This is a genomic window from Desulfoluna sp. CLI2B, assembly GCF_056847375.1.
Genome location: NZ_CP186557.1, coordinates 1,444,035 through 1,468,849, shown reverse-complemented (window position 1 = coordinate 1,468,849; position 24,815 = coordinate 1,444,035). Strand labels below are relative to the sequence as shown.

Genomic DNA, 24,815 nt, shown 5'->3' with positions numbered 1-24,815 from the left:
GGCGCAGGGGCGAGAAAGTGTTTGAAAGATGCCGACCGCCGTTAAGTGATACCGCTTGAAAACCGCACTTGCGCCCGGTCGGCGTGCAAGTGTTTGTTAGCTGCTTGTAATACCGATTACCATTAATTCAAGAGCATATTCATAGACGCGTTCTGATAAATCTGTGCTTGACCCAAGTAATTTCATTACCTCATTCCTATGCTTTGTGTAATTTGGATTGTAATAATCATTGAAACTTCCCATCCCCCCATAAACAGATCTAATCGAAGATGATAGATCGCTTAATTCCTTTTGAGTGAATTTAGAGTTTGATAATGATTTTGCATTTTCAAGTTGTCGTTCAAAATGATCAATCCAAGGACAGTCCTCGTCTAAACGTAAATGAATACACAAATGTTCGAGCGATTGTATTAGTTTATCGAGCTGATTTTTTCGAATAGATAACTGAATTTTCATAGTCCTCGATCATGTTGAATAGCAGCTAACAATTATTAATGGACATTTTTGTCCCATAACACCTTCTCAGAGGGAAACATGGACATTATTGTCCGATATTCTATGAACTTCCGGGTATATAGGACCACCATGTCCCGTATTCCATTTATTGGGAACCGATATGTCCCATAATACCTTCTCAAAGGGATAAAGCGACAGCGCTGTCTCATAATCCACCATATGCCGGAATACGGGACTGATTTGTCGCATATTCTTATATTTCTTGCATTTTCAGACATCCTTGCATAATGTCTTGACGTTTGTTGTCATTAACATTGTTGACCTTAAACTCACACATCTTTCTCTCGGATATTCAGTTGTATGATCACCCCAAAGGCAACTGTCCGTTTATAGCCAAGCTGTTAAATTCTTACTCTTTGAATTGAACAATTGCAAGGAGGTATTTGTGAGCCCTGCGCCCCAGACAAGGCTGCTTGACAAAGTGCGTGACAAAATTCGCCTCAAGCACTACTCCATTCGGACAGAAGAGGCTTATACAAGCTGGATAAAGCGTTACATTCTCTTTCACGGCAAGAGGCACCCAAAGGACATGGGAAAGAAAGAGATTGAGGCCTACCTGACCCATCTCGCAACAAGACGGAACGTTGCTGCCTCGACGCAGAACCAGGCATTCAGCGCCCTGCTTTTTCTTTACAATGAGGTGCTTAAAATTGAAATTGAAGGCGAGATCAAAGCCTTTCGGGCCAAAAAGCCGATGCGCCTGCCTACCGTGCTGACGGTGGATGAAACCCAAAGGGTACTTGCCGGGATGTCCGGCCAATACCTGATCATGGGGCAGCTACTGTACGGGGGCGGATTAAGGGCCATTGAATGCCTGAGACTGAGGGTAAAGGATGTTGATTTCGGGCTTAACCAGATTGTCGTTCGCGATGGCAAAGGGCAGAAAGACCGCATCACCATTTTTCCGGATGTTGCAAAGGAAAGGCTCAGAGAACATCTGGATCAGAGAAAAGCGCTTCATGAATCAGACCTGGCTGATGATGTGGGCAGTGTCTATCTGCCCAACGCCCTGGCCGTGAAGTATAAAAACGCGGACAAAGAGTGGGGCTGGCAATACGTTTTCCCTTCGTCGGGTCTATCTGTCGATCCGCGGTCAGGGATCAGGCGCCGCCATCACCTCCATGAAAAGACGTTGAATCGGGCCATCTATAAGGCGCGAAAACTGGCCGGGATAATCAAACCGGTGACCTGCCACACCTTCCGTCACTCCTTTGCAACGCATCTCCTTGAGGCAGGCTACGACATCCGAACCATTCAGGACCTTCTGGGCCACAAGGACGTCAGCACCACCATGATCTACACCCACGTTCTCAACAAAGGAGGGCTGGCCGTTCAGAGCCCGTTGGACATCCATCATCAGCGCAAGGTCCATTGAGCCTTTTCGGGCAGTTGCTTCCCTTGAGCCATTCATCAACTCATGGAAATAAAAACATGCTTCCGGCGGGTCGCTTAACAAAAACTCCGCGGTAAAACTTGTAAAGAGCCTGCCCCCTGTTTAGTTTTGATGCTTTTCCTGTTTTACTATAGCGAGTCCAAGGGAAGCGTTAAAAACTATTTAAACGGCAGGTTAGCTTTTTTGTTTTTTATTGTGCCCTTTTCCTTTAGCCTTGTTTTTACCTTTCTTTTGTCCCTTGCTTGTTCCCCTACCCTGTCCGTCAGCTAACGAAAACGATCCTCTCTTGAGTGCATGAAAATCAGCTGAACCCGGCTTGATCCCGAGTTCTTTGGCTATAGCTCCCCATCCTTTATTCTTATTGCTCCTGTATATCTCTACTACACTCTCTGGTTCAGTGTTTGTCATCTTGCCGAGTTGAAGGCACATAAACACGTCAGCGGGAAACTCTACAGTTCTGATTATTGTCTGGACTTCAGGATAAGGGACACTGAACTGGGCACTCAACCTGGCGCTGAAATTATCTATGTCGGCTTTGGCCTGAATATTTAGGTTAGAAAGAAAATTGTCTAAATCTGCATACGCATTACTAACCGAAAACATAATAATGAACGTCATGGTCAAATTGATAAACGCTTTTTTCATAATTTTATTTCTTTCCTATATCCGATATTTTAAGCTCATCATTCGACTTAAATATATTGATTGGGCTAAAAATTAATAACATGCCTATCGACAGTAGCGCCTGCCACGCAAAAATAAAGACAAAATCATCCGATATTCATTACAATTCTTGAATCTTAAAACACAACACATGTGGTTTTCACCATCAACATCGCGCTTCAATAAACTTCGCACCACATAACAGTGCCATCCCAAACGAGCTCGGAAGATAAAATTCAGCTATTCGCAAAATTTTACTAATATTCATATCTTTTAACCCTCATGAATGCAAGCGTGTTATAACGTTACCCAAACCTAACATTTCATGGATAAACAACCATCCCAAATGCGATGACAAACTGAACCAAGGTTAAAAACCTGTTTACCAAACTTTCTTGTGGCGTCGTAGTGTAGCCCTTGAGCGACAATGCATCAAAAGGCTGGTCCTCGGCAGGGCCGCCAGAGGCAACAGCCCGCTGCCTGGTTGCTGTTTTGGGATCATTTTTTGTCAACAGATCTGAACACGGAGGAAGCCGTCAACGATGTGATGGGCCTGAGGGGTTAGGAATCGGAAGTGACATCGCCCATGGAAGGTGCATGGGCGACGCCGTAACAGAAAGGAAAGGGTGAAGGGAGGATGCCTATCGGCGTCCCTTGGGCTTGCCGGGTTTTCCTCCCCTGGACGGGCGGGAGCCGGGCTTAGGGTTTCCGTTGCCCCGGGGGCTGTTTGCCTTGCCGGAGCCGGTGCGGGTTTTCGTTTTGGTGGCGGCTTTTTTGCCGGAGCCACTGGATTTTGCCTTGCGGGATCGGGACTCCTGCTTTGCGGTTTTGCGCTTCTCCACCGATTTCTCACTTTCGAACTCTACCTTTTTCTTGCCGCCGCCGGTGCTGCCCGGGCGGTAGAGCACAAAATCCGGCACCTCGTGGCCCTGGGTGTAGCCGTCCACATGGGCCACGGGAAGCTTGCGCTTGAGAAAGGCTTCGATGGCCTCAAGGAAGGGCACCTCCTCGGCACCCACAAGGGAGATGGCCAGACCCTTTTCTCCGGCCCGGCCCGTACGGCCGATGCGGTGGACGTAATCTTCGGGAATCTTGGGCATGTCGTAGTTGACCACACAGGGTAAGCCGCTGATATCCAGGCCCCTGGCAGCCACATCCGTTGCCGTGAGGACCTGGATGCCCCCCTCTTTGAACTCCTGGAGGGTTCGGTTCCTGACGGACTGGCTCATGTTGCCGTGAAGGGCGGCCGACGGGATCCCCCGCTCCATGAGCTGAAGCTTGTTGGCCCCGTGCTTGGTGCGGCAAAAGGCCAAGACCCGGGACCAGCGGCCCTTGGTGATCAGATGGACAAGAAGCGCCCGTTTGTTGGACTTGTCCACGGTGTGAACCCGCTGGTCCACGGCGTCTGCTGCCGCTTTTTCAGGGGAGACCTCGATCTGGGCGGGGTTCGTGAGCATCCGGGAGGCAAGGTCTCGAATCTCCGGGGTATAGGTGGCGGAAAAGAGCATGGTGCGGCGCTCTTCGGGCAGCAGCTCCAGGATCTGGGAGATCTCCTGGCTGAAGCCCAGGTCCAGCATGCGGTCCGCTTCGTCAAAGACGAGGAACTCGATGTCCATGAGCTTTACGTGCCGCTGGATGGCAAGGTCCAGCAAACGCCCGGGCGTGGCCACCAGAATGTCCACCCCGCGCTTGAGGCGGGTGATCTGAGGATGAATACCCACCCCGCCGTACACCACGGTGCATCGCAGGGAGACACGCCGGGCATAGCCTTTGATGCACTCCCCCACCTGAAGGGCCAACTCCCGCGTGGGGGCCAGGACCAGGGCGCGGGGATGCCTGCCGTAGCCCTTTTTCTGACCCAGAATTTCTACCAGGGGCAGTGCAAAGGCGTCGGTCTTGCCCGTGCCGGTCTGGGCCCGGGCAAGGATATCCTGCCCTTCGAGGATCACGGGCACAGCCCTCTCCTGAATGGGGGTGGGCTGGGCATAGCCCTTGTCGCTTATGGCTTTCAGCAGTTCGGCACGAAGGCCAAGTCGATCAAATGACATCTCGTTCAATCCTCATTTCACTGTAACTGTTTCTTCAAATACTCCGGCCTGTTTCTATCACGGAAGGCACCCTTGCAGATAGGCTTTTATCTCAGCCGCGTCTTCCATGGCAAGACACTCGGCCAGGGCCTTTTCCGCGTCCGTGGCGCGGACGGATCGGATGAACCGCTTGGCTTCGGGAATGGCCGAGGGCACCATGCTGATCTGGCGCGCCCCCATGCCCACAAAAAGAAAAATACTCTCCTTGACGGCCGCGGCCTCCCCGCAGATGCACAGGGGTTTCCCTAAATGGTTGCACACCTTGACGATATGGTCCACGGTGGCCACCACCGACGGATGCAGGGCGTTGAAGTGAACGGCCACCTTCTTGTTGTTCCGGTCCACGGCCAGAAGGTATTGCATCAGGTCGTTGGTGCCTACATTCACGTAGTCCACGTACTTCAACAGCCGGTCCAGAATGGGCACGGCAGCCGGGACCTCCACCATGATGCCCAGCTTGATCTCCCGGTCATAGGCGATGCCCGCCCGGTCCAGGTTCTCCTTCTCCTCGGCCACCAGGGTTGCCACCCGCCGGATCTCCTCCACGCTGGTGATCATGGGAAAAAGAATCCGGGTGTTGCCGAAGACCGAGGCCCTGAGAATGGAGCGGATCTGCACCCGGAACACATCCTCCAGGTCCAGGCTCAGACGGATGGAGCGCCAGCCCAGGAAGGGGTTGTCCTCCTTGGGGTAGTCCAGGTAGGAGAGAAACTTGTCCCCGCCCACGTCAAAGGTGCGGATGGTCACCGAGCGCCCCTGGGACTTTTCGATGACCCGCCGGTACAGGGCCACCTGCTCCTCTTCAGAAGGAAAGGAGGTGCGCAGCAGAAAAGGAAACTCCGTGCGATAGAGCCCGATGAGGTCTGCCCCGTACTGCCTGGCCAGCATCATGTCCGAGAGCAGGCCGATGTTGGCCCCGAGGCCCACGGTGACGCCGTCCACGGTCTGGGCCGGGAGTTCCCGAAGGCCTTCGAGTTTTTTGCGGGCCTTGAGCCCCTCTTCCCGGCGCCGGGCGTACTCGTCCCGGATCTCCTGGGAGGGGTTTGCATACACAATCCCGGAGACCCCGTCAACAATGAGGTAATCCCCGTCCCGCACATGGTCCAGAATCCCCTCCACCCCGATGACGATGGGAATCTCCAGGGACCGCGCAATGATCACCGTGTGGGAGGTGCGCCCCCCCTTGGCCAGGACAATGCCCTTCAGGTGCGGCTGGCGAATGGCCAGAAGGTCCACGGGCGAGATGTCCGAGGCCACGATGATGGTGTCCCTGGCAAAGGCCTGGCCCGCGTCCCCGCCCATGCCCACAAGGTTTGCCAGGACCCGACGCCCGATATCCAGGACATCGGCTGCCCGCTCGCTTAGATACGGGTCCTCCATGGACTTGAACATCTTCACGTAAGCCGTGATCACCTTTTTCAAGGCGTATTCCGCGCTGACCTTCTCCTCGATCTTGGCGATGATCTTCTTTTTCAAGGAAGGGTCCGTCAGGAACATAAGGTGGGCGTCGATGATGGCCCTGTCCTGCTCGGAGAGCCTACGGGCACTTCTCGCCACCTCACGGATCTGGACTTCGGACGCCTCAAAGGCCTGGTCCAGGCGCAGGACCTCGGCCGACGTGTTCCGCACCTTCATGCGATGGACCTGATTAAAATCCATGGTTTCAAAGGTAAAGTGGGCATGGCCCGCGGCCACGCGATCGGACACCGGCTCTCCCCGAAGGTGGGAAAAGGAGTCCTCATCTTGGGGTTCGCCCTCCTCACCCGGCTCCAGGGAGCCGTCGGCCTCTCCCCTCTTCCGCTCTTCCCATAAGATGGTGTAGGCCACGGTGGCCGCCAGCTGCCCCGCGATCTTCTGGAACACCGGGATGTCGTCCGGCCGGATCCCCTCCTCGGCCAGGGTCTGCAGCACAAGGGCCCCCAGGACCTTGCGGTGGTAGATCAGGGGCACGCCCAGATAGGTCTTGTATTTTTCTTCGCCGCTGCCCTCGTAATACTTGAAGCGGGGGTGGGCCGAAGGATTCACGATGAACACCGGTGCCATGGTCTCGATGACCATACCGGTGAGGCCTTCGTCCACATCCATCTCGATGGTCCCCACGGACTCGCGGGTCAGGCCCACCGTGGCCTTCAGGTGCAGGCTGTTGCCGTATGGGTTGTAAGCGTACACCGAACAGACCTCCGTGGCGAATCGCCCGGCGATCATCCCCACGATGCGGTCCAGGGACTGCTCGGGGTTTTCGGAGTCGCTCATGGTCTCAAGGATCTCTTCCAGAATGTCTCGTTTGTCGTTGCGCATAAAATCCCTTTGTACCAAAACGCACAATCTGTCCGGGCAACACCGCGCTCCCATCTGCGGGCGGAGCAGCCCGGATATGTCATGATAAACCCATCAGGCCAACGCTGCAGAGGGGTATGACCGTGGGGTAATGCAAACCAATTCAACCGGCTTAAACAGGCAAAAGGCAGTTCACGGTTTTTCGCTGGGTTTTCTCATCCGCCGGGCAAGCCGGGGCAGCTGTGCAAAGAAAAGAAACACCACATTACCACTGCCGCCCGTCCGCCACAAGGGCACCCAGCCTGGTTAATCAGGAATATTGGGAAGGGTCGTGATCTCGCCCTTGTAGTTTCGCAGGGTGTATTCTTTGTCGTTTTTCTCCACGTAACTGTAGTAAGGCATCAGCATGATCTTCCCGATGCTGGTGGCCACCACGTACATGGGCTGGGCCAGCCCGCTGGTGTGTCCCCCAATAGATCGCGGTCAGGGTCGAGTTTCTCCACCGGTGTACGGAAATGATCGATGCCCGGGGCAGGCTCGCAATAGAAGAGGTAGTAGGGACGAATCCGAATGGACAGGAGTTTCTGGTGAAGTGCCTTGAACGTCTCTGTATCGTCGTTGATCCCTTTGAGCAGCACCGCCTGGTTGCCCACCTGGACGCCGCAGGAGAGCAGATCATACACCGCACGTGCCGTCTGCTCCGTGATCTCCCCGGGGTGGTTGCACTGGGTGTTGATCCAGATGGGCACCCGGTGGTACCCGGAGAGCACCTCTTTTAAGCCCGGCGTAATGCGGTGCGGAAGCACAATGGGGGTGCGGGTGCCGAAGCGAATCATCTCCACATGGGGAATCTCCCGCAGCTTTTCCACAAGCCAGGCGAGCTTGTCATCGGAGAGCACAAAGGGATCGCCCCCCGTCACCAGAACATCCCGGATCTCCCCATGATCCCTGATCCACTGCACCCCCTCCTCAATGTCAAAACGAAACCGAACCTCGCGCACCACCACCAGCTCCTTGCGAAAACAGTGTCGGCAATACATCGCGCACATATCGGTCACCAGAAAGGCGATACGGTCATGGTATTGTCGGGCGATGCAGTCGGGGCGGGTTTCGCTGGTTAGCCGGTTCTCTTTCCATGCCAGGTAATTTTCCACCCCGTAGCGGTTCTCCTTTTCCAGCACGGACGGAATGATCTGGCGACGAATGGGGCACCCGGGGTCCTCCGGGTCCATGAGAGAGGCAAAATAGGGGGTGGTACCCCACCGGACATTCTCTTTTTCAGCCTCTTCTATTCCTTTTTTCTCCCCGGGAGACACCGTGACATACGCCTGGAGCTTTTCCAGTGTGTTGACACTCTCCTCAAGCTGGGTCACCCACGCTTCCTTCTGATATCCCATGTCACCTCCCTTCCCTGCGGTGAAGAGCAAGTAAAACAAGGTTCAATATCATTGATTATACATGAAACCCGATGCAAAGCCATGAGGCTCTCGCGATAAAAGCGTCCTGCCGTAAGGAAAGGGTAACAGTACCTCAAACCATGGCCCGGCGCACTGTTCAGAAATGGTGGGCCCGGGCATCGCGCAGCCTTTGCCATATCGGATAATCATCGAATACCATTGAACAATCCCTGCCACCATAGTATACATAAACATCATGCACGGGGCTCACCGGCAGCCCCTTTCGCCCGTAAGCGAACCGTTTCCCGGGGCCACCGACCTCTCCTCTTCCTGCCATAAGACCTCCCCCTTGCCCCCTGCGAAACAACGCGTCCCGGCATTTTTGCCTTTCGGCTCATCACGCCTTTTCCCTCCGAACCCTTGTTTTAAGGAACTCGCCATGAGCGCCCGAACCGACGTCCTTGAGTTAAAAAACCGAATGTCCCAGTCTATCCTGGGGCAGGAGACCATCGTGGAGCGCCTTCTCCTGGGGCTCCTTGCAAACGGCAACCTCCTTGTGGAAGGATTGCCCGGCCTTGCCAAAACCCGAGCCGTCAAGGCCCTGGCCACCAACCTGGACGCCGGGATGAACCGCATCCAGTTCGTGCCGGACCTGCTTCCCTCGGACGTCACGGGAACCGAGGTCTACCACACGGTCCAGGGCCAGGGAGAGTTTCAGTTTCAGGCTGGCCCCATCTTCAACAACATCATCCTGGCCGATGAGATCAACCGGGCCCCGGCCAAGGTCCAGGCCGCCCTTCTGGAAGCCATGGAAGAACGCCAGGTCACGGTGGCCGGTACCACCCACGAACTGCCGGAGCTCTTCATGGTCATGGCCACCCAGAACCCCATCGAGCAGGAAGGCACCTACCCCCTGCCCGAGGCCCAGATGGACCGGTTCCTCATGCATGTCTCCATCACGTACCCGGATGAAGCAACGGAGATGGACATCGTGCGGCTGGTGAGGCGCGAAGCAGGCGCCACCAACGGCAACAGCGCCCCGGCGGAGCCCATCCCCCAGCAGGTGATCTTCGACGCCCGCAAAGAGATCGACGCCGTCCACACGGCCGAGGCCGTGGAGACCTACATCGTGGACCTTATCTCCGCCACCCGGAACCCGGAGCGATACGACGGTGACCTGGAAAAATGGATCCAGGTGGGGGCCAGCCCCCGGGGCTCCATCGGCCTGGACAAATGCTCCCGCGCCCACGCCTGGCTCGCAGGCAACGACCACGTCACCCCCGAGGACGTCCGCGCCGTGCTCCACGACGTCCTTCGCCATCGCATCATGCTGAGCTATGAAGCCAACGCGGACGGAATCACCGCCGATGAGGTACTTTCCGAGCTGGCAAAAACCGTGGCCGTGGCGTGAAAAGGAAGCCCACCATGAACCGACCCGATACACACCCCGGCGTCTACGCACGCCTGAGCGACCTGATCCGCCTGAAGCACAAGGCCCAGGGGTTCAGCTTTCTGCCCAGGCAACCGGTGCACAGCCTGCTCACGGGCAGGCACGCCTCACGCCTGCGGGGACGGGGCCTGGATTTCGAGGAGATCCGGGGCTACCTGCCGGGGGATGACATCCGCAGCATTGACTGGAAGGTGACCGCCCGCACCCGGAAACCCCACACCCGGGTCTACTCCGAAGAACGGGAACGCCCGGTGCTGCTGGTGGTGGACCAGCGATTGAGCATGTTCTTCGGCACCCGTGTCAACATGAAATCGGTCACCGCCGCCGAAACTGCGGCCCTTGCAGCCTGGCGGGTCATCAGCTCCGGGGACCGGGTGGGCGCGGTGATCTTCAACGACGAGGAGATCCGGCACATCCGCCCCCATCGAAGCGCCAGGACCGTCATGGAGATTCTCAACCGCATCATCGAATTCAACCACGCCCTGACGGTGGACAGCCGCATCACCCCGAGCCCCGGTGCCCTGGACCGAGCCCTGGAAAAAACAGCCCACCTGGCCCGCACCGACACCCTCATCTGCATCATCAGCGATTTTTCTGGGATCACAGAGGACACCTGCCGACACATCAAGCTCATGGGCCGCCACAACGACATCATCCTCGGCATGATCCACGACCCCACGGCAACGGATGCGGTGAATGCCGGGACCATCGTCATCAGCGACGGCATGCGCCAGGCGTCCCTGGACAGCAGTGACGAGGCCAAGCGCAACCTCGTGCGGGAGGTGTTCAATGAACGGCTCCACCTCCTCACCGAAGAGTTGACCCGATACGGGGTCCCGGTGCTGCCCATCCACACGGCAACAGGGGCGGCCGAGCAGATCCGCGATTCCCTGGGAGCCCGATGAGCCCAACCCGAACAGGGTGAGGAAAACCAGATGACAGACCCCACAAGCCTGGACAACCTCCACGATATCATCCCCTTTTCGCCCCAACCCCTCTGGCCACCGGCCCCGGGGTGGTACGTCATTGCCTGGATCCTTGCGGCGGCCACTGCCTGGCTCCTGATCACGTCAGCCCTCAGGTGGAAACGCAACAGGTACCGGCGGGAGGCCCTGGCCGAGCTGGCCCTGATAAATCGAGGCAGCCCCCCCACAAGGGACGAACTTGCCCCCTTACCGGCCCTGGTTAAACGCACCGCCCTTGCCGCCTACGGCAGACAAACCGTGGCCGCCCTCACCGGCGAACCATGGCTGGCGTTTCTCGACACAAGCCTCTCCACCACGGCCTTTACCCAAGGGACAGGGCGCCTTCTCATCCGCATCCCATACCAGCCAAAGGCCCCCCTTGACCCGGCCGAGGCAAAGAACCTGATTCACCTGGTCGAAACCTGGATAAAAAAACATGAAACGTAACGGTTCAGATCTTAAGAAGCTGCCTTCTATGGTTAAAGGGACCGACAAAAAGCGTGCCTCCGGCGGCGAGGTGAGCCACCTCGAAAGCTTATTGCCCTTGCGCTTTGTCCCTCGTTCCTCGGGCCAAAGCGCAAGGGCCTTCGGCTCGGGCTTCGCCCGACATAAATGCTGATGGTTTATACAGGATAGCTCTCAAGCTTCGACGTCACAGGATACATTGTCGTTACTTGCTCATTGTTAATTTAACCGCACTGCCTCCGGCGGCCATGGAATGATCCCCTGGCCCCTAGGTTGCGGATGCTTTCCCCTCATTTCTCGGAGGAATGCATCCACGAAGATGTCCATAAACCCATCTCAGATCTGTTTATTGTATTAAGCATTCAAACGTTTGGCCCCCGGCAGGGCCGCCGGAGGCATAAACTGTGTGCTTGCGATCATGTAAAGGACAGCCCCATGCTCCAGTTCCACACCCCCATCCTCTTTGCCCTGCTGCCCCTGCCCCTTCTGCTGAAACGCTTTCTGCCGGCATACAGCCAGCGGGAGCAGGGCATCAGGATTCCGTTTTTTGATGAGCTCGTTAAGAAAACCGGGCTCACGGCCTCGTCCGGGGCCGTGGTCCACGGGATGCCCCTCATCCACACCATCCTGGTCTTTGGTGCGTGGATCCTTTTGGTCACGGCCCTGGCTCGGCCACAGTGGGTGGAGGAGGCCGTCACCAAAACCGTTCCCTCCAGGGACCTGCTCCTTGCCGTGGACCTTTCCGGCTCCATGGAGACCACGGATTTCAAAAACAGGGAGGGCAAGGTGGTGGACCGGCTGACCGCCGTCAAGGAGGTGCTCCACGAGTTCCTCGAAGAGCGCGAAGGGGATCGGGTGGGGCTTATCTTTTTTGGGTCCGCAGCCTTTATCCAGGCCCCCTTCACCGAAGACCTGGAGACCTGCCGGATTCTCCTGGACGAAGCCCAGGTCCGCATGGCCGGACCCCAGACCATGCTGGGGGACGCCATCGGCCTTGCCATCACCCAGTTTGAGCGCAGCGACATGAAAGAGAGGGTGCTCATCATCCTCACCGACGGCAACGATACGGGCAGCCTGGTGCCCCCGGACAAAGCCGCGGACATCGCCAAGGACAACGGGGTGACCATCCACACCGTGGCCGTGGGCGACCCACGGGCGGCCGGTGAGGAGAAATTAGACGAAGCCACCTTAAAGGCCGTGGCAGCCACCACCGGGGGCGCGTTTTTCCATGCCGACGACCGCGACGGGCTCTCGGACGTCTACAAACGCCTGGATGAGATGAGCACCCGGGACCTGGAGACCATCAGCCACCGCCCCAGGACCGACCTCTTTCACTGGCCCCTGGGCGTGCTGCTGGTGGTGAGTTTCCTCTACCACGGCATGTCAGCCTTTTTCTCCAGAACGGCCAGAGCCACGCGCCATTCCCGGGAATCAAAGACGGAGGCGGCACACACATGACGCAGATCATCCACAACCTCCATTTTCTCAGGCCCCTGTGGCTCCTCGCCCTTGTCCCGGCCCTTTGCCTTGCCATCCTGATCCTCAGGCGGCACCACGGCAAAACTCCTTACGAAGGCGTCATCGCACCGCACCTCCTTGCCCATCTCCTGACCGGGCAGGACAAAGCCAACCGACTGCGCCCAGCCGGGCTCCTCATCCTCTTCTGGTGCCTTGCCGTCACCGCCCTGGCCGGGCCCTCCTGGAAAAAAGCACCCTCCCCCTTTACCGAGGACACCTCGGCCCTGGTCATCGCTGTGAAGGTCACGCCTTCCATGACCGCCGAAGACATCCGGCCCTCGCGCCTTACCCGGGCATCCCACAAAATAAGGGACCTTCTGGCCTTAAGGCCGGGCGCACGCACGGCCCTGGTGGCCTATGCCGGAAGCGCCCACCTGGTCATGCCCCTGACCCGAGACGCCACCATCATCACCACCTTTGCAGGGGAGCTCTCCCCGGAGATCATGCCCGAAGAGGGAGACCAGGCAGCCGCAGCCCTGGCCCTTGCTGCAGAACAACTGGAAAAGAACAACCAGCCCGGCTCCATCCTCCTCATGGCCGACAGCGTGGACCCAGGCCAGCTCAAGGCCCTTGAAGCCCATGCCGCCGAACACCGGTTCCCGGTGCATATCCTTGCCGTTGCCGCAGACAAAGGGGTCCCGGTTCCCCCGGACAGCCCCCCTGCCCCGCCCCTGGACCCAAAGAGGATGAAACAGGCCGCAGATGCCGTGGACGCGACCCTTACCATCATCAGCCCGGACGACCGGGACATCAAGGCACTGAACCGCCGCATCGAAAGCACTCCCGTGGACGCGGGGCCCCCGGAGGAAGGCGAGCACTGGCAGGACAGCGGCTACGCCCTGGTGCCCCTTTTAACCCTGCTCAGCCTCATGTGGTTCAGGCCGGGATGGCGCGTGAGGTGGCGATAAACGGAAAACCCCAAGGAACCCATGTCATGACACCAGGAAAGAAAGCCGCAATCGCCGTTTCCGCCGTCACCGTCATCCTCGCCATAATGGCCCTGCGCGAGACCGGTGGCTCCCTGGTCGGGCTCTTTCTCACCCCGGACCAGCAGGGCCGCCTGCTCATGTCCCGGGGAGACTACGCCACAGCCGCCGAACGGTTCTTTGATCCCATGGGCCGAGGCCAAGCATACTACCGCAACGGCCAGTTCAAGGAGGCCGCCGCCGCCTTCGGCCAGGTTCCTTCGGAAGAGGGCCTCTTCAATCGGGGAAACGCCCTTCTGATGGCCGGAAAATACGACGCGGCCATTGCAAGTTACGATGGTGCCCTCCTGGCCCGAACAGGCTGGAAAGAGGCTGAAGAGAATAAAACCCTTGCCATCGCCCGACGGGACAACATGGCGCCCCCCGAAGGAGACCAGGGAGGCATCGGCGGGGACCAGCTTGGGGCGGACGAGATCGTGTTCAGCGACCGTGTGGAAAAATCCGGCGGAGGCCGGGAAGAGACAGTGGAAGGCAGCGCCCAAATGTCGGACAAAGAGCTGAGGGCCATGTGGCTGAGGCGGGTTCAGACGCGGCCCGCTGACTTTTTGCGAGCCAAGTTTTCCTATCAGAACAGCGTACAAAAACCATAACCAAGGGATAATCCCCAGATTCGCAAATGCTCCATACCTTCGCTTGTCGCGCCGTAGGGTGCGCTTGCGCACCGCCGAGAAATCGCAGCGATCACAAACCCCATGCGGGACCGTCTTCACGCAGCATCGATATGGCAAAAGGCGTTGGTTTTTCGAACACATGGTGCGCAAGCACACCCTACAGGATGTCACCGGACAAGCTGTTAAAATAAAGCAGGGCAGCCCAGCGCAACACTCTGTGTTTTGCCCGAACATTATGGGCTAAACCGGTGCCCCCCTCAAAAAGACAGGGAAAAAAACATCCCATGCAAACACACCCCGCAACCACGTTCCCAAGGATCTCACTGTTACGGCATTGTCGTTTCCTTTTCCTGCTTCTCGCAGGCATCGTTCTTCTGTCATCCCCGGCAGGCGCCCAGGGCCCTTCGGAAAAAATCCGAGTCTCCCTTGCCCCGGAGGGCACGGTCAAGGTTGGCCAGAGGGTGACCCTCTCCATCGAACTCATGACCACAGCCCGGTTTTCCGGGTCCCCCGGGTTTGACATACCCGACATCCCCGGGGTTATCGCGCTGAAGCTTAACACCTTCGGCATCAACAGCACGGAAACCGCTGACGGCGTCACCTACAGTGTCCAGGGCCATGAGTTCGCCCTGTTTGCCCAGCGGCCGGGCAAACGGGTCATTGAACCCTTTGAAGTGCGCTTTTATCCCACCGGTCCCGGGGCAGCCCCGCCCCGGGAGGTCACGCTGAAGACCGAGCCCCTCACCCTGGATGCCGTTATGCCCCCGGGGGCCGAAGATCTTTCCGCACTCATCTGCACGGAAGCTGAGCAGCCGAAGCGTGGGACCCGCCCCCGGAAGAGGCCCGGGTGGGGGATGCCTTTACCCGCCGCATCACCATGCGGGCCGATGACGTTCCGGGCATGGCCTTCCCGCCCCTTGAGGTTCCCGACATCCGCTCCGTGGGAATCTACCCCAAAGAACCCCTGGTCAACGACAAGACAGACCGTGGCGACTTCACCGGAGAGCGAACCGAGACCATTACCTATGTGTGTGAAGCCAAGGGAACCGTCACCTTCCCGGAGGTAACGGTCCACTGGTGGGACCTCAAGAACGACAGCCTCCAGGTGAAAACCCTTCCGGCCGTGACCCTCAAGGTGAAGGCCAATCCCAGCCTCCTGACGGGAACCGATGCCCCCCTGCCCCTCTCTTCCTGGAACCGGGCCGTGCCGTGGCTCCTTTTTTCTGGCATCGTCCTCGCGCTGTGCGTGGTGGCGGCGGTAAAATACCGGGCCACATTGGGCGAACGTTTCATTGCATGGCGACAGGCCGAAAAATGCGCGGAGAAGACCTGCTTCAAGGCAATCAAAACAGCCTGCAGGGCCAAGGATCCTGCAGCCGCTTACGGAGCCCTGCTCGCGTGGATAGATGCCCTCCCCAACACCCCCGGCTCCCTTACCCCGGCCCTCATCAGCGACATCACCCAAAACCCACCCCTTGCCGAACAGGCAAACCGCCTGCAACGGCAATTGTTCCAATCCCCCGGCAGCCAGGGAACGCCCTGGGATGCCCCCGCCTTTTTCAAGGCCCTTAGCACATCCCGTCGCCGCCTTCTCAAAAAGGAAAAAACAAAAGCCTCTAAAAACGGGTTACCCGGGCTGAACCCGTCCTGACCGAGGCGCAACCGGTTTCCCCACCCATGCCTGCCCGCCGGGCCATCCACTATTCATCTTGATTTTATGGAAAAACATTGTAGTATTCCAGAAGCTAAGTTCTGCCGAAGCCACAGGCTTCATTCATCACCCCCTGCTGCCTCCAGAGTCCCGCGCAGAAATCGTGTTCCTGATCCTCCCGGCCCCTACGTAGAGCAAAAATACCCATATCGACACCGACACCGGAACCGCCATGGACGAGGCCCACACCGTATTTACCCGACTGCGACGCTCCATTTCCCATCCCCCCGTGCGCCCGGGAACCGAGCACAAAAGGGGCTGGGCAGGCTATGAAAACCTGGTGCTGCATATCCACCCCAAACGGGTCCCCTTAGCGGCCCTGCGTTTTACCCTCACCTGGGGGTTGGGGGGCATGTGTGCGGTGCTCTTTTCCCTTCTGGCCGCAAGCGGGATGCTGCTCCTCTTTGTCTACGAACCCTTTCCCGATAAAGCCTACCAGTCTATCCTGACCCTGCAAAACGAGATTCCCTTCGGGCAGCTGGTCCGGAACATCCACTACGTCAGCGCCAATCTCCTTATATTCGCCGCTTTCCTGCACATGCTGCGGGTCTTTTATACCGGGGCCTTTCACACGGTGCGCCAGTTCAACTGGGTCATCGGTGTGTGCCTCTTTACCGGGATCCTTCTCTCCAACTTCACCGGGTACCTCCTGCCCTGGGACCAGTTGTCCTACTGGGCCGTCACCATCTCCACGGGCATGACCGAGTACATCCCCCTTGCCGGAGGCTGGATCCGGGCCACTCTCCAGGGAAGTGAGGGCACCGGCTCCCACACCCTCATGATCTTTTTTACCCTCCACACCACGGTCCTGCCCGGGAGCATGATCATCCTCATGGCCTGGCACTTCTGGCGCATCCGAAAGGCCGGAGGCGTGGTGCTCCCGCCCGATCCCTCCGACGATCAGCGCCCGACCATGGTGGATACCCTGCCGAACCTCGCGGTAAGGGAAGGGGTGGTGGCCCTGGTTCTCGTGGCCGTTGTCATGGCAATCTCGGTGGCGTACAACGCCCCGCTGGGGGAAATGGCCAACCCCGGGCTCAGCCCCAACCCGGCCAAAGCCCCCTGGTATTTCATGGGGTTCCAGGAGCTGCTCCTGCATCTCCACCCCACCTTTGCGGTATGCATCATCCCCGCGGCCCTGTTGCTCCTCTGCCTGGGCCTGCCCTATCGCAGATACGACACGCCCTCGGGGGGCGTCTGGTTTTTCTCTTCCCAGGGAAAAAAAACGGGAATCACCGCCGCCCTCACCGCAGGGGTCGTGGTGCCTGCCACCGTGATGCTGAGCGAATACGCCCCCGGCCTTTCCGAATGGTTTCCAGACCTGCCCCCCGTGGTCACCGAGGGCATCCTGCCCACGGCATCAGCCTGCGTTGCCCTGGCCGTGTTCACCCGGATCATCAAACGGCGCTTCGCCACCACGAACAACGAAACAACCCTGGCCCTTTTTACCCTGGCTGTTGTCTCATTTGCCCTTCTCACCCTCACCGGTGTCTGGTTCAGGGGAGAAGGCATGGGGCTTGTCCAGCCCTTTGCTCACTGACCATCGGAGAAAAACAGATTCCATGACCACGCAGACCACCCACACCGAAGGCCAGCAGCCCACACCGCCCCGGCGGAGTTTCCTCAAAACCGTCTGGGCTTTTCTCGGGCTCATGGCCGCCGGCGAATTTCTCTGGATTGCCTCCGGGTTTCTCAGGCCCGGCAAAAAAACCTCACAGGCCGCCCCGTCGGACATGCTCATTGTGGCCGGAAAGCTGGAGGATTTTCCCATGGGATCGGTCACCGCCTTTGTGCGTGGCCGGTTCTACCTCTCCCGACTGGAAGACGGCGGCGTCCTTGCCATCTCCCGCAAGTGCACCCACCTGGGCTGCACCGTGCCCTGGGACGATGACGAGAAAAAATTCATCTGTCCCTGCCATGCCTCGGCCTTTGACAGGAAAGGAAGCGTCATCAGCCCACCGGCGCCGCGGCCTCTGGATATTTACCCCGTGACCATCGAAAACGGCGTGATCACCGTGGACACAAGCAGGACCATCCGCCGCAACGTTCTGGACCCTTCGCAAATCGCCTATGCCTGAGCAGAAACCACCGGACAAGGCCATGCCCTCTGACCTCACCCAAAATCGACCTGAGCACCGACGCTGGATCCAGGCAGGTGTCATCGCTACCTTGGTCATTGTCCTGGCCATTCCGCTCTATGTCCTGAAGGCAGATTACCTGCGCCGAACCCGTCCGGCACCGGCCCCCGCCGCCCCTACCTTTGTGGGCAGGCAAGCCTGCATCGGCTGCCACAAGCCCGAGTACGACAAGTGGCGCAACTCCCACCACGACCTGGCCATGGACACAGCCACCGAGGCCACGGTTCTCGGGGACTTCAATGACGCCGTGTTCACCCAAAACGGAATCACCACCCGGTTTTACAAGGACAACGGCGCCTTTTACGTCAACACCCTGGGGCCGGATGGACAAAACGACGATTTTCAAATCACCCACACCTTTGGTGTCTTTCCCCTCCAGCAGTACCTGGTGCCCTTTCCCGGGGGCCGGTACCAGTGCCTCACCATCGCCTGGGACGTGGAGAAAAAAAAGTGGTACGCCCTTCCCAACCACACGGACGACCCCGACGACTGGCTCCACTGGACCAACGCGGCCCAGAACTGGAACGGCATGTGCGCGGAGTGCCACTCCACCCATCTCCGCAAGGGCTATGACCACCGCACCGACACCTTCAACACCACCTGGACCGAGATCGATGTGAGCTGCGAGGCGTGCCACGGGCCGGGCTCCGCCCATGTGGCCTGGGCTGAAAAGCCCGACATGGGCCGGGAAAAAACGGAAAACTACCATTTACTGGTGGACACCCGGGACATCACCCCCGAGGCCCAACTCGCCATCTGTGCCCGCTGCCACTCACGGCGTGCCTCCTTTGCGGATTTTGACCACCGGGACGACGACATCATGGACTGCGTCATCCCCTCCCTTCTCAACGAAGGGCTCTACCACCCCGACGGGCAGATTTTAGATGAAGTCTATGTCTACGGATCCTTTACCCAAAGCAAGATGTACCAGAGGGAGGTCATGTGTAGCGACTGCCACGACGTCCACAGCCTGGACCGAAAGCTCGATGGCAACGATTTGTGCCTCCAGTGCCACCGAAAGGATATCTACGACACGGCCGACCACCACTTCCACAAAGCCGTGGACAAGGGAAAGCCCAGCAAAGGTGATGACTGCATCAGCTGTCACATGCCCGAAAGCCCGTACATGGGCATCGACATGCGAGCCGACCACAGCATCCGGATCCCCAGGCCCGACCTGAGCCTTGCCCTTCAGACCCCCAACGCCTGCAACGCCGCAGGCTGCCACGGAGACAAAACAGTTCAGTGGTCCGCCAACTGGACCCAGACATGGTACGGATTAAGGAAACGGGCCCATTACGGCACCACCTTTGCCGAGGCACGGAAAGGCAACCCAAAGGCAAAAAAAGAGCTGATCCGGCTCTCTCAGGATCAACTAAGGCCGCCGGTGGTAAGGGCCACAGCCCTCTCCCTGCTGCAACGCTACATGGATGATGAGGTCATGGGCGTGCTGGAGGAGTCCCTGTCGGACAGCGAAGCCCTGATCCGCCACACCGGCATCGCGACTTTGAACCTCACCGGGCATGAAAAAACCACCCGGCTCATCACCCCGCTGCTTTACGACCCGGTAAAAGCCGTACGCATCCAGGCGGCTCTGTGCCTGGCCCCTGTCCACAGGGAGCAGCTCAACACCAACCAGAAAATCGTCTTCAACACCGCCATCGACGAATACCGCGAAGCCATGGAATATGCGTCTGATTTCGCATCAGGCCGTTTCAACCTGGCCATCATGCACGATGCCCTGGGCGACACGGACCAGGCCATCGCCCAGTACCGTGAAGCCATCCGCATCGACGGCCAGTTCTTCCCGGCCAAAAACAACCTGGCCATGCTCTACAACCGCATAGGCAACAACCAGGGGGCCGTTGCGCTCTTCCGGGACATCCTGAAAACCCACCCAGAGCGCTACCACATGGCATACTCCCTGGGGCTTTTGCTGGCCGAAGAGAAGCAATACGCCGAAGCCGCAACCTGGCTCCGCCAGGCGGCAGAGGGGCTGCCGGAGCGATCCCGCGTCCATTACAACCTGGGGCTGCTCCTCCAGCACCTGGGGGAAAACGCGGAAGCCGAAGCCTCCCTGCTCCGGGCCCTCGCCCTGGAACCGGACCATGCCGATTACCTCCTGGCCCTTGCAGACCACCTGATCAAAAACCAGCGGTACGATGACGCCACCCTTGTGGCCCGGGCCATGATCCAAAAGCATCCGTCCAACCGAACCGGATACGACCTCCTCAATTACCTCCGGCATGTGTCTGCCGAGCCTTCCTCCCCCGGGGCAGCGGAATAAGGCATCAGCCCCTGCGGAAGCAAAAAAAACAGTTCATCGCCATATGTTGGTTTACCGTTGATAAACCAAATAAAAAAAGATATTATTTTAAAAACTTACCTCACCCCTTCTTCTCAAGAGCAATCCCCAGCAACAACCAAATCGTCTTTTTGCCGATGATGACCCTTTCGTGGAAAATCGTCGAGTCGACCCCTAACCAAGGAGCAGATTATGAAAACTGGCAAATTGATGGTCGCGGTCATCGCCGCATCCGTTGCGATGGTCCTCGCTGTGAGCCCTGCCTCGGCCGCTAAAAAGCCGAACATCCTCGTCATCATGGCCGACGATGTGGGCGTCCACAATGTCAGCGCATACAGCAAGGGCCTTGTGGGCTTTATGACCCCCAACCTCGACCGCCTGGCCAACGAAGGCATGATGTTCACCGACTACTATGCAGAGCAGAGCTGCACCGCCGGACGCTCCGCCTTTATTACAGGCCAGAGCCCGGTTCGCACGGGGCTCAGCAAGGTGGGCCTTCCCGGTGCAGACCTGGGAATCCAGCCCGAAGACCCCACCCTGGCAGAGCTTCTGAAGCCCCACGGCTACATGACCGGCCAGTTCGGTAAAAACCATCTGGGCGACAAGGACGAGTTCCTGCCCACGGCCCACGGCTTCGACGAGTTCTTCGGCAACCTCTACCACCTCAACGCTGAAGAGGAGCCTGAGCACGAGGACTACCCGAAGAACCCCGATTTCCGTAAAAAGTTCGGCCCAAGGGGCGTCATCAAATCCACGGCCGACGGAAAGATCGAGGACACAGGCCCCCTCACCCGCAAACGCATGGAAACCGTGGACGAAGAATTCTTAGCCTCCACCAAGGACTTCATCGAGCGGGCCAAAAAAGCAGACAAGCCCTTCTTTGCCTGGTTCAACCCCAGCCGCATGCACTTTTACACCCACCTGAAAAAAGAGAGCCAGGGCGTCACGGGCCTGGGCGTTTACGCCGACGGCATGGTGGAACACGACAAGATGGTGGGCGACCTTCTGGATTTCCTCAAGGCCCAGGGCCTGGAGGAGAACACCATCGTGGTCTACACCACGGACAATGGCCCCCATTACAACGAGTGGCCGGACGGCGGCATCTCCCCCTTCCGCGGCGAGAAAAACACCAACTGGGAAGGCGGATACCGGGTTCCGGCCATGGTACGCTGGCCCGGCAAGGTTCCCCCCGGCACCGTCTCCAACGAGATCATGTCCATGCTGGACTGGGTCCCCACCCTCATGGCAGCCGTGGGTGACGAGAAGGTCTCGGAAAAACTCCTCAAAGGCCACAAAGCCGCCGGTAAAAAGTTCAAGGTTCACTTAGACGGCTTCAACTTCCTGCCCCACATCACCGGCAAGGAGAAAGAAGGCCCCCGAAAGAGCTTCTTCTACTTTAACGACGACGCCCAGCTTGTGGGCCTGCGCTATGACCAGTGGAAGATCGTCTTTGCCGAGCAGCGGGCGAAAAAGATCGACGTGTGGCAAGAGCCCTTTGTCTGGCTTCGCGCTCCCAAGATATTCAACCTCAGAAGCGACCCTTACGAGCGTGCCGACACCGACTCCAACAACTACGGCCGCTGGTACATGAGGAGCGCGATCTCTTCTCCTCACCCCGGCCCAGCATGTGGTGGGCAAGTTCATCGCGACCCTGAAGGACTACCCGCCGCGCCAGAAGCCCGCCAAATTCAATGTGGACTCCGTAATGGAGACTCTCTATAAAGGCGGCTCCCACTAAGGGCTGAACTGGCTACCCAACGACAAAAGCCCCTGTCGCAAGCGACAGGGGCTTTTTTTATGTAGCGCCGGGTAAACGGCTTGACTCACACGGGTTTTTTGAGCAGCAGAAGCTCCTGGACCTCCGTCAGGACAATGGGCCGGGCGTCAAGGTCCACATCGGGCTGTTCCGCCATCTGTTTTGCCAGCTTCGGGTCAAAGGCCATGTCGAAATACCCGAAAGCCCACCCATAAAATTCCTCTGGGCTCTCGAAAACCCACCGGCTTTTAAATGTCTCACTGCGGCGTACCACCCAGTCACTGTCATCGATGGCCCGGCGCACCGCCGCCTTTTCCCGGTCTTCGTTGTGGAGCAGTGCAAACACCTGCCCCATGCCTTCATCATTTAAGGGTTCCAGTACCAGCAGGCTCCCACGGTCTCGGAGCACCCGCCACGCCTCCGCAAGGGCCTTACCGCAATCCCGATGGTGATGAAGTGACAGGCTGAAGAGGATGATGTCAAAGGAGGCGTCGGCAAATGCCAAGGCCTCGCCGGACCCGACGGCAACCTCCGCTCCCGGGACCGTCCCCTTTGCCTTCGCCGCCCTCTTCTCATCCGGGTCAATGGCTGTAAGGGAAGAGGTCTCCCTTGCCAGCCATTCGGTCAACCGGCCGTCCCCGCACCCGATTTCCAGAATGTCCCGATGCGCCAGGTCAACAAAGGCCTTGATCTGATCGCGTGTTTTTTCCTCGCTGTTCTGCTCCATGGCCTTCCCGGCTCCTCTGCCCAGGATATGCGCCGATAAGATCACCGCTTTTAATCCTGCCGTTTCTCATGAGATATCCGGGCTACGCCGACAGACGGACCACGGCCTGGTTGAGGCTGTCCAGGACCTCTTTGGCGCTGTCCATGACCTTGCGGCTGTTCTCCAGGTTGCCCCGGGTCTGGGTGGCGGCCTCTTCAATGCGCCCCAGGATGGTTTCACTGGCCTGGTTGCTCTCTGCGGCCTTGGCGGTGATATCGCCCATACCGTCGTTCATCTCCCCTACGTTGACATCAATCTCACGGGTGGAGGCTGACTGCTCTTCGATGGCTGCGGCCACGCCGTTGACGATGGTGCTGATGTTTCCAATCACCTCGGAGATGGCCGTGATTTGCTTTGTGGAGTCGGCAGTGGCGTCCTGAATCCCTTTGACCTGGCCGCGAATGCCGCTGGTGGCCTCGGCGGTCTGATGGGCAAGGGCCTTGATTTCGTTGGCAACAACAGCAAACCCCTTGCCCGCCTCACCGGCACGGGCCGCCTCAATGGTGGCGTTAAGGGCCAAGAGATTTGTCTGCTCGGAGATTTCGGTGATTACCTCGGTGATCTTGCCGATCTCCCGGGCCGCTTCGTCCAGGCGCTTGATCTCCCGGGAGGCCTCTTCGGAGCGGTGGACGCCCTGGGTGGAGATCTCCATGGCCCGGGCAGACTGACCAGCGATCTCCGTTACGGCACGTGCCATCTCTTCCATGGAGGCCGAGGTGAGCTCCATGTTGTGGGAAGCCTGCTCCACAGCCGCTGAAATGGCAGCGGTGTTCTCGCGCATGGACGAGGCGTCCGACGTTACCCCGCCGATCTGGGTGGCTGTCTCTTCCGAGGCCCCCACCATCTCTTCGGAGATATCCCGAAGCCCCTCGGAGGTACCGGTAAGCTCCGACGCTTTTTCCCTCAGTTCGTTGATCAGCATGGTGATGTCGGCGGCCCGCTCATCAAGCAATACAGAGTTTTCAATGTTCAGGCGGTACGAGGCGTTGGTCTTCTTGCCCACCCCCATCATCCCCAGGATATAGGTCAGAAACACGACACCGATGGCCCACTCACCGTTGAAGGCGGTCCACACGATAACGGGCACCAGCAGGCAGGCCACGTAAGCCACCAGAAGCCTCAGCGCCGGTGCCAGGGAGATAACACACCCCCCCACCAGGCCGCAGGTCATCACCATGGCATAGGTACTGTAGGCTGAGGTGGTCCCGTACAAATGAATGACCAGCATGCACACGGCCCCCCACACAAGGCCGGACACGAGGGTCGACACCAGAAAGAAACGATTCCAGAACAGAGGATTTTCGTTGTAGGAGGTTGCCGCCTTTCGGGCCGCCGCCAGTCTCAGCAGACTCAAAGCGACGATGACAGTGCCGAACATAACGGTGATAAGCGTATGTTCCCTGACCATGGGCGTCACGGCCAGGAGTATGCAGAACACCACGAAAAAAGCCACCACCGAAGGGCCGGAAAATGCGTAGAGATCCTGATACTTCTTCGCATTGACCTGTTCCTTGCGTTCCCGATCCATCTCTTCCACAGACATACATCCCCTCCCTTTTACTGACTTATCTGCACGGCAGCCACCAAAGCCCACCGTATTTACTTACCTTCAAGGGGAACCCGATCAAAACACTCAAGACCCCCGTCAAAAGCCATTATCACCATTTGTGATATATCTGCTATTCATACTCTTAGAGGGAATAGTTAAACCGTTTTTCAGCAAATATCAACATGCCTCTTTTCAAAAGAGAAGCAATCCCGGGTCCAAATACGCGGATTCAATTAGTTTGTATGCATACAATATTTTTTCA

20 protein-coding genes and 1 pseudogene are annotated in these 24,815 nt (G+C 58.2%); 13 read left to right on the top strand and 8 right to left on the bottom strand.

All coding sequences use genetic code 11. The features are described from left to right. Positions 1-96: 96 nt before the first annotated feature. A complete protein-coding gene (locus tag ACOYW2_RS07130) occupies positions 97-456 on the bottom strand; it encodes a DUF6966 domain-containing protein (RefSeq protein WP_139164018.1) in 360 nt (119 codons plus the stop codon). 445 nt (positions 457-901) lie between these two features. On the opposite strand from ACOYW2_RS07130, the gene ACOYW2_RS07125 reads away from it, so the two are divergent. Then, the gene (locus ACOYW2_RS07125) at positions 902-1,891 is read left to right on the top strand and encodes an integron integrase (RefSeq protein ID WP_482769921.1); all 990 of its coding nucleotides are present in this window, start codon (positions 902-904) and stop codon (positions 1,889-1,891) included. Positions 1,892-2,083: 192 nt separating this feature from the next. Here the strand turns inward: ACOYW2_RS07125 and ACOYW2_RS07120 are convergent, their stop codons facing one another. The 5 genes from ACOYW2_RS07120 to ACOYW2_RS07100 form a co-directional block, all read right to left on the bottom strand. Continuing rightward, complete coding sequence (locus tag ACOYW2_RS07120) at positions 2,084-2,554, bottom strand: hypothetical protein (RefSeq protein ID WP_482769920.1); 471 nt, start codon at positions 2,552-2,554, stop codon at positions 2,084-2,086. 659 nt (positions 2,555-3,213) lie between these two features. Further along, the gene (locus ACOYW2_RS07115) at positions 3,214-4,620 is read right to left on the bottom strand and encodes a DEAD/DEAH box helicase (protein ID WP_482769919.1); all 1,407 of its coding nucleotides are present in this window, start codon (positions 4,618-4,620) and stop codon (positions 3,214-3,216) included. A gap of 57 nt (positions 4,621-4,677) precedes the next feature. Beyond that, entirely contained in the window at positions 4,678-6,957 is a 2,280-nt protein-coding gene (gene ptsP / locus ACOYW2_RS07110) for a phosphoenolpyruvate--protein phosphotransferase (RefSeq protein ID WP_482769918.1), read from the bottom strand. A gap of 285 nt (positions 6,958-7,242) precedes the next feature. Next, on the bottom strand, positions 7,243-7,377 hold the full coding sequence (locus tag ACOYW2_RS07105) for a hypothetical protein (RefSeq protein WP_482422308.1): 135 nt from the start codon (positions 7,375-7,377) through the stop codon (positions 7,243-7,245). Further along, the gene (locus tag ACOYW2_RS07100; RefSeq protein ID WP_482769917.1) at positions 7,338-8,333 is read right to left on the bottom strand and encodes a KamA family radical SAM protein; all 996 of its coding nucleotides are present in this window, start codon (positions 8,331-8,333) and stop codon (positions 7,338-7,340) included. The genes ACOYW2_RS07105 and ACOYW2_RS07100 overlap by 40 nt, the downstream gene beginning before the upstream one ends. Before the next feature lie 439 nt (positions 8,334-8,772). On the opposite strand from ACOYW2_RS07100, the gene ACOYW2_RS07095 reads away from it, so the two are divergent. From ACOYW2_RS07095 to ACOYW2_RS07040, 12 genes and pseudogenes are all read left to right on the top strand, one after another. Continuing rightward, entirely contained in the window at positions 8,773-9,744 is a 972-nt protein-coding gene (locus ACOYW2_RS07095; protein ID WP_482422306.1) for an AAA family ATPase, read from the top strand. A gap of 14 nt (positions 9,745-9,758) precedes the next feature. After that, positions 9,759-10,688 carry a DUF58 domain-containing protein gene (locus tag ACOYW2_RS07090; protein WP_482769916.1) on the top strand — a complete coding sequence of 310 codons (930 nt, stop codon included), beginning with the start codon at positions 9,759-9,761 and terminating at the stop codon, positions 10,686-10,688. A gap of 30 nt (positions 10,689-10,718) precedes the next feature. Further along, on the top strand, positions 10,719-11,195 hold the full coding sequence (locus ACOYW2_RS07085; RefSeq protein WP_482769915.1) for a DUF4381 domain-containing protein: 477 nt from the start codon (positions 10,719-10,721) through the stop codon (positions 11,193-11,195). 453 nt (positions 11,196-11,648) lie between these two features. Further along, a complete protein-coding gene (locus ACOYW2_RS07080; protein ID WP_482769914.1) occupies positions 11,649-12,671 on the top strand; it encodes a VWA domain-containing protein in 1,023 nt (340 codons plus the stop codon). After that, a complete protein-coding gene (locus ACOYW2_RS07075) occupies positions 12,668-13,639 on the top strand; it encodes a VWA domain-containing protein (RefSeq protein ID WP_482769913.1) in 972 nt (323 codons plus the stop codon). Before ACOYW2_RS07080 ends, ACOYW2_RS07075 begins: the two co-directional genes overlap by 4 nt. Positions 13,640-13,665: 26 nt before the next feature. Then, on the top strand, positions 13,666-14,307 hold the full coding sequence (locus ACOYW2_RS07070; RefSeq protein WP_482769912.1) for a hypothetical protein: 642 nt from the start codon (positions 13,666-13,668) through the stop codon (positions 14,305-14,307). Between the two features lie 305 nt (positions 14,308-14,612). Beyond that, a pseudogene (locus tag ACOYW2_RS07065) lies at positions 14,613-15,065 on the top strand (BatD family protein); the annotation flags it as partial. A 110-nt stretch (positions 15,066-15,175) separates the two neighbouring features. Next, on the top strand, positions 15,176-15,979 hold the full coding sequence (locus ACOYW2_RS07060; RefSeq protein ID WP_482769911.1) for a BatD family protein: 804 nt from the start codon (positions 15,176-15,178) through the stop codon (positions 15,977-15,979). 232 nt (positions 15,980-16,211) lie between these two features. Then, positions 16,212-17,579, top strand: coding sequence for a cytochrome b N-terminal domain-containing protein (locus ACOYW2_RS07055; RefSeq protein ID WP_482769910.1), 1,368 nt, complete (start codon positions 16,212-16,214; stop codon positions 17,577-17,579). A gap of 22 nt (positions 17,580-17,601) precedes the next feature. Next, positions 17,602-18,117 carry a QcrA and Rieske domain-containing protein gene (locus tag ACOYW2_RS07050; protein WP_482769909.1) on the top strand — a complete coding sequence of 172 codons (516 nt, stop codon included), beginning with the start codon at positions 17,602-17,604 and terminating at the stop codon, positions 18,115-18,117. A 22-nt stretch (positions 18,118-18,139) separates the two neighbouring features. Next, the gene (locus ACOYW2_RS07045; RefSeq protein ID WP_482769908.1) at positions 18,140-20,464 is read left to right on the top strand and encodes a tetratricopeptide repeat protein; all 2,325 of its coding nucleotides are present in this window, start codon (positions 18,140-18,142) and stop codon (positions 20,462-20,464) included. A 210-nt stretch (positions 20,465-20,674) separates the two neighbouring features. After that, complete coding sequence (locus ACOYW2_RS07040; RefSeq protein ID WP_482769907.1) at positions 20,675-22,204, top strand: arylsulfatase; 1,530 nt, start codon at positions 20,675-20,677, stop codon at positions 22,202-22,204. A gap of 101 nt (positions 22,205-22,305) precedes the next feature. Here ACOYW2_RS07040 and ACOYW2_RS07035 read toward each other — a convergent pair whose 3' ends face one another. Together ACOYW2_RS07035 and ACOYW2_RS07030 are read right to left on the bottom strand one after the other, a co-directional pair. Further along, positions 22,306-22,965, bottom strand: coding sequence for a class I SAM-dependent methyltransferase (locus ACOYW2_RS07035; protein ID WP_482769906.1), 660 nt, complete (start codon positions 22,963-22,965; stop codon positions 22,306-22,308). A gap of 82 nt (positions 22,966-23,047) precedes the next feature. Further along, the gene (locus tag ACOYW2_RS07030; RefSeq protein WP_482769905.1) at positions 23,048-24,547 is read right to left on the bottom strand and encodes a methyl-accepting chemotaxis protein; all 1,500 of its coding nucleotides are present in this window, start codon (positions 24,545-24,547) and stop codon (positions 23,048-23,050) included. Between the last annotated feature and the right edge of the window lie 268 nt (positions 24,548-24,815).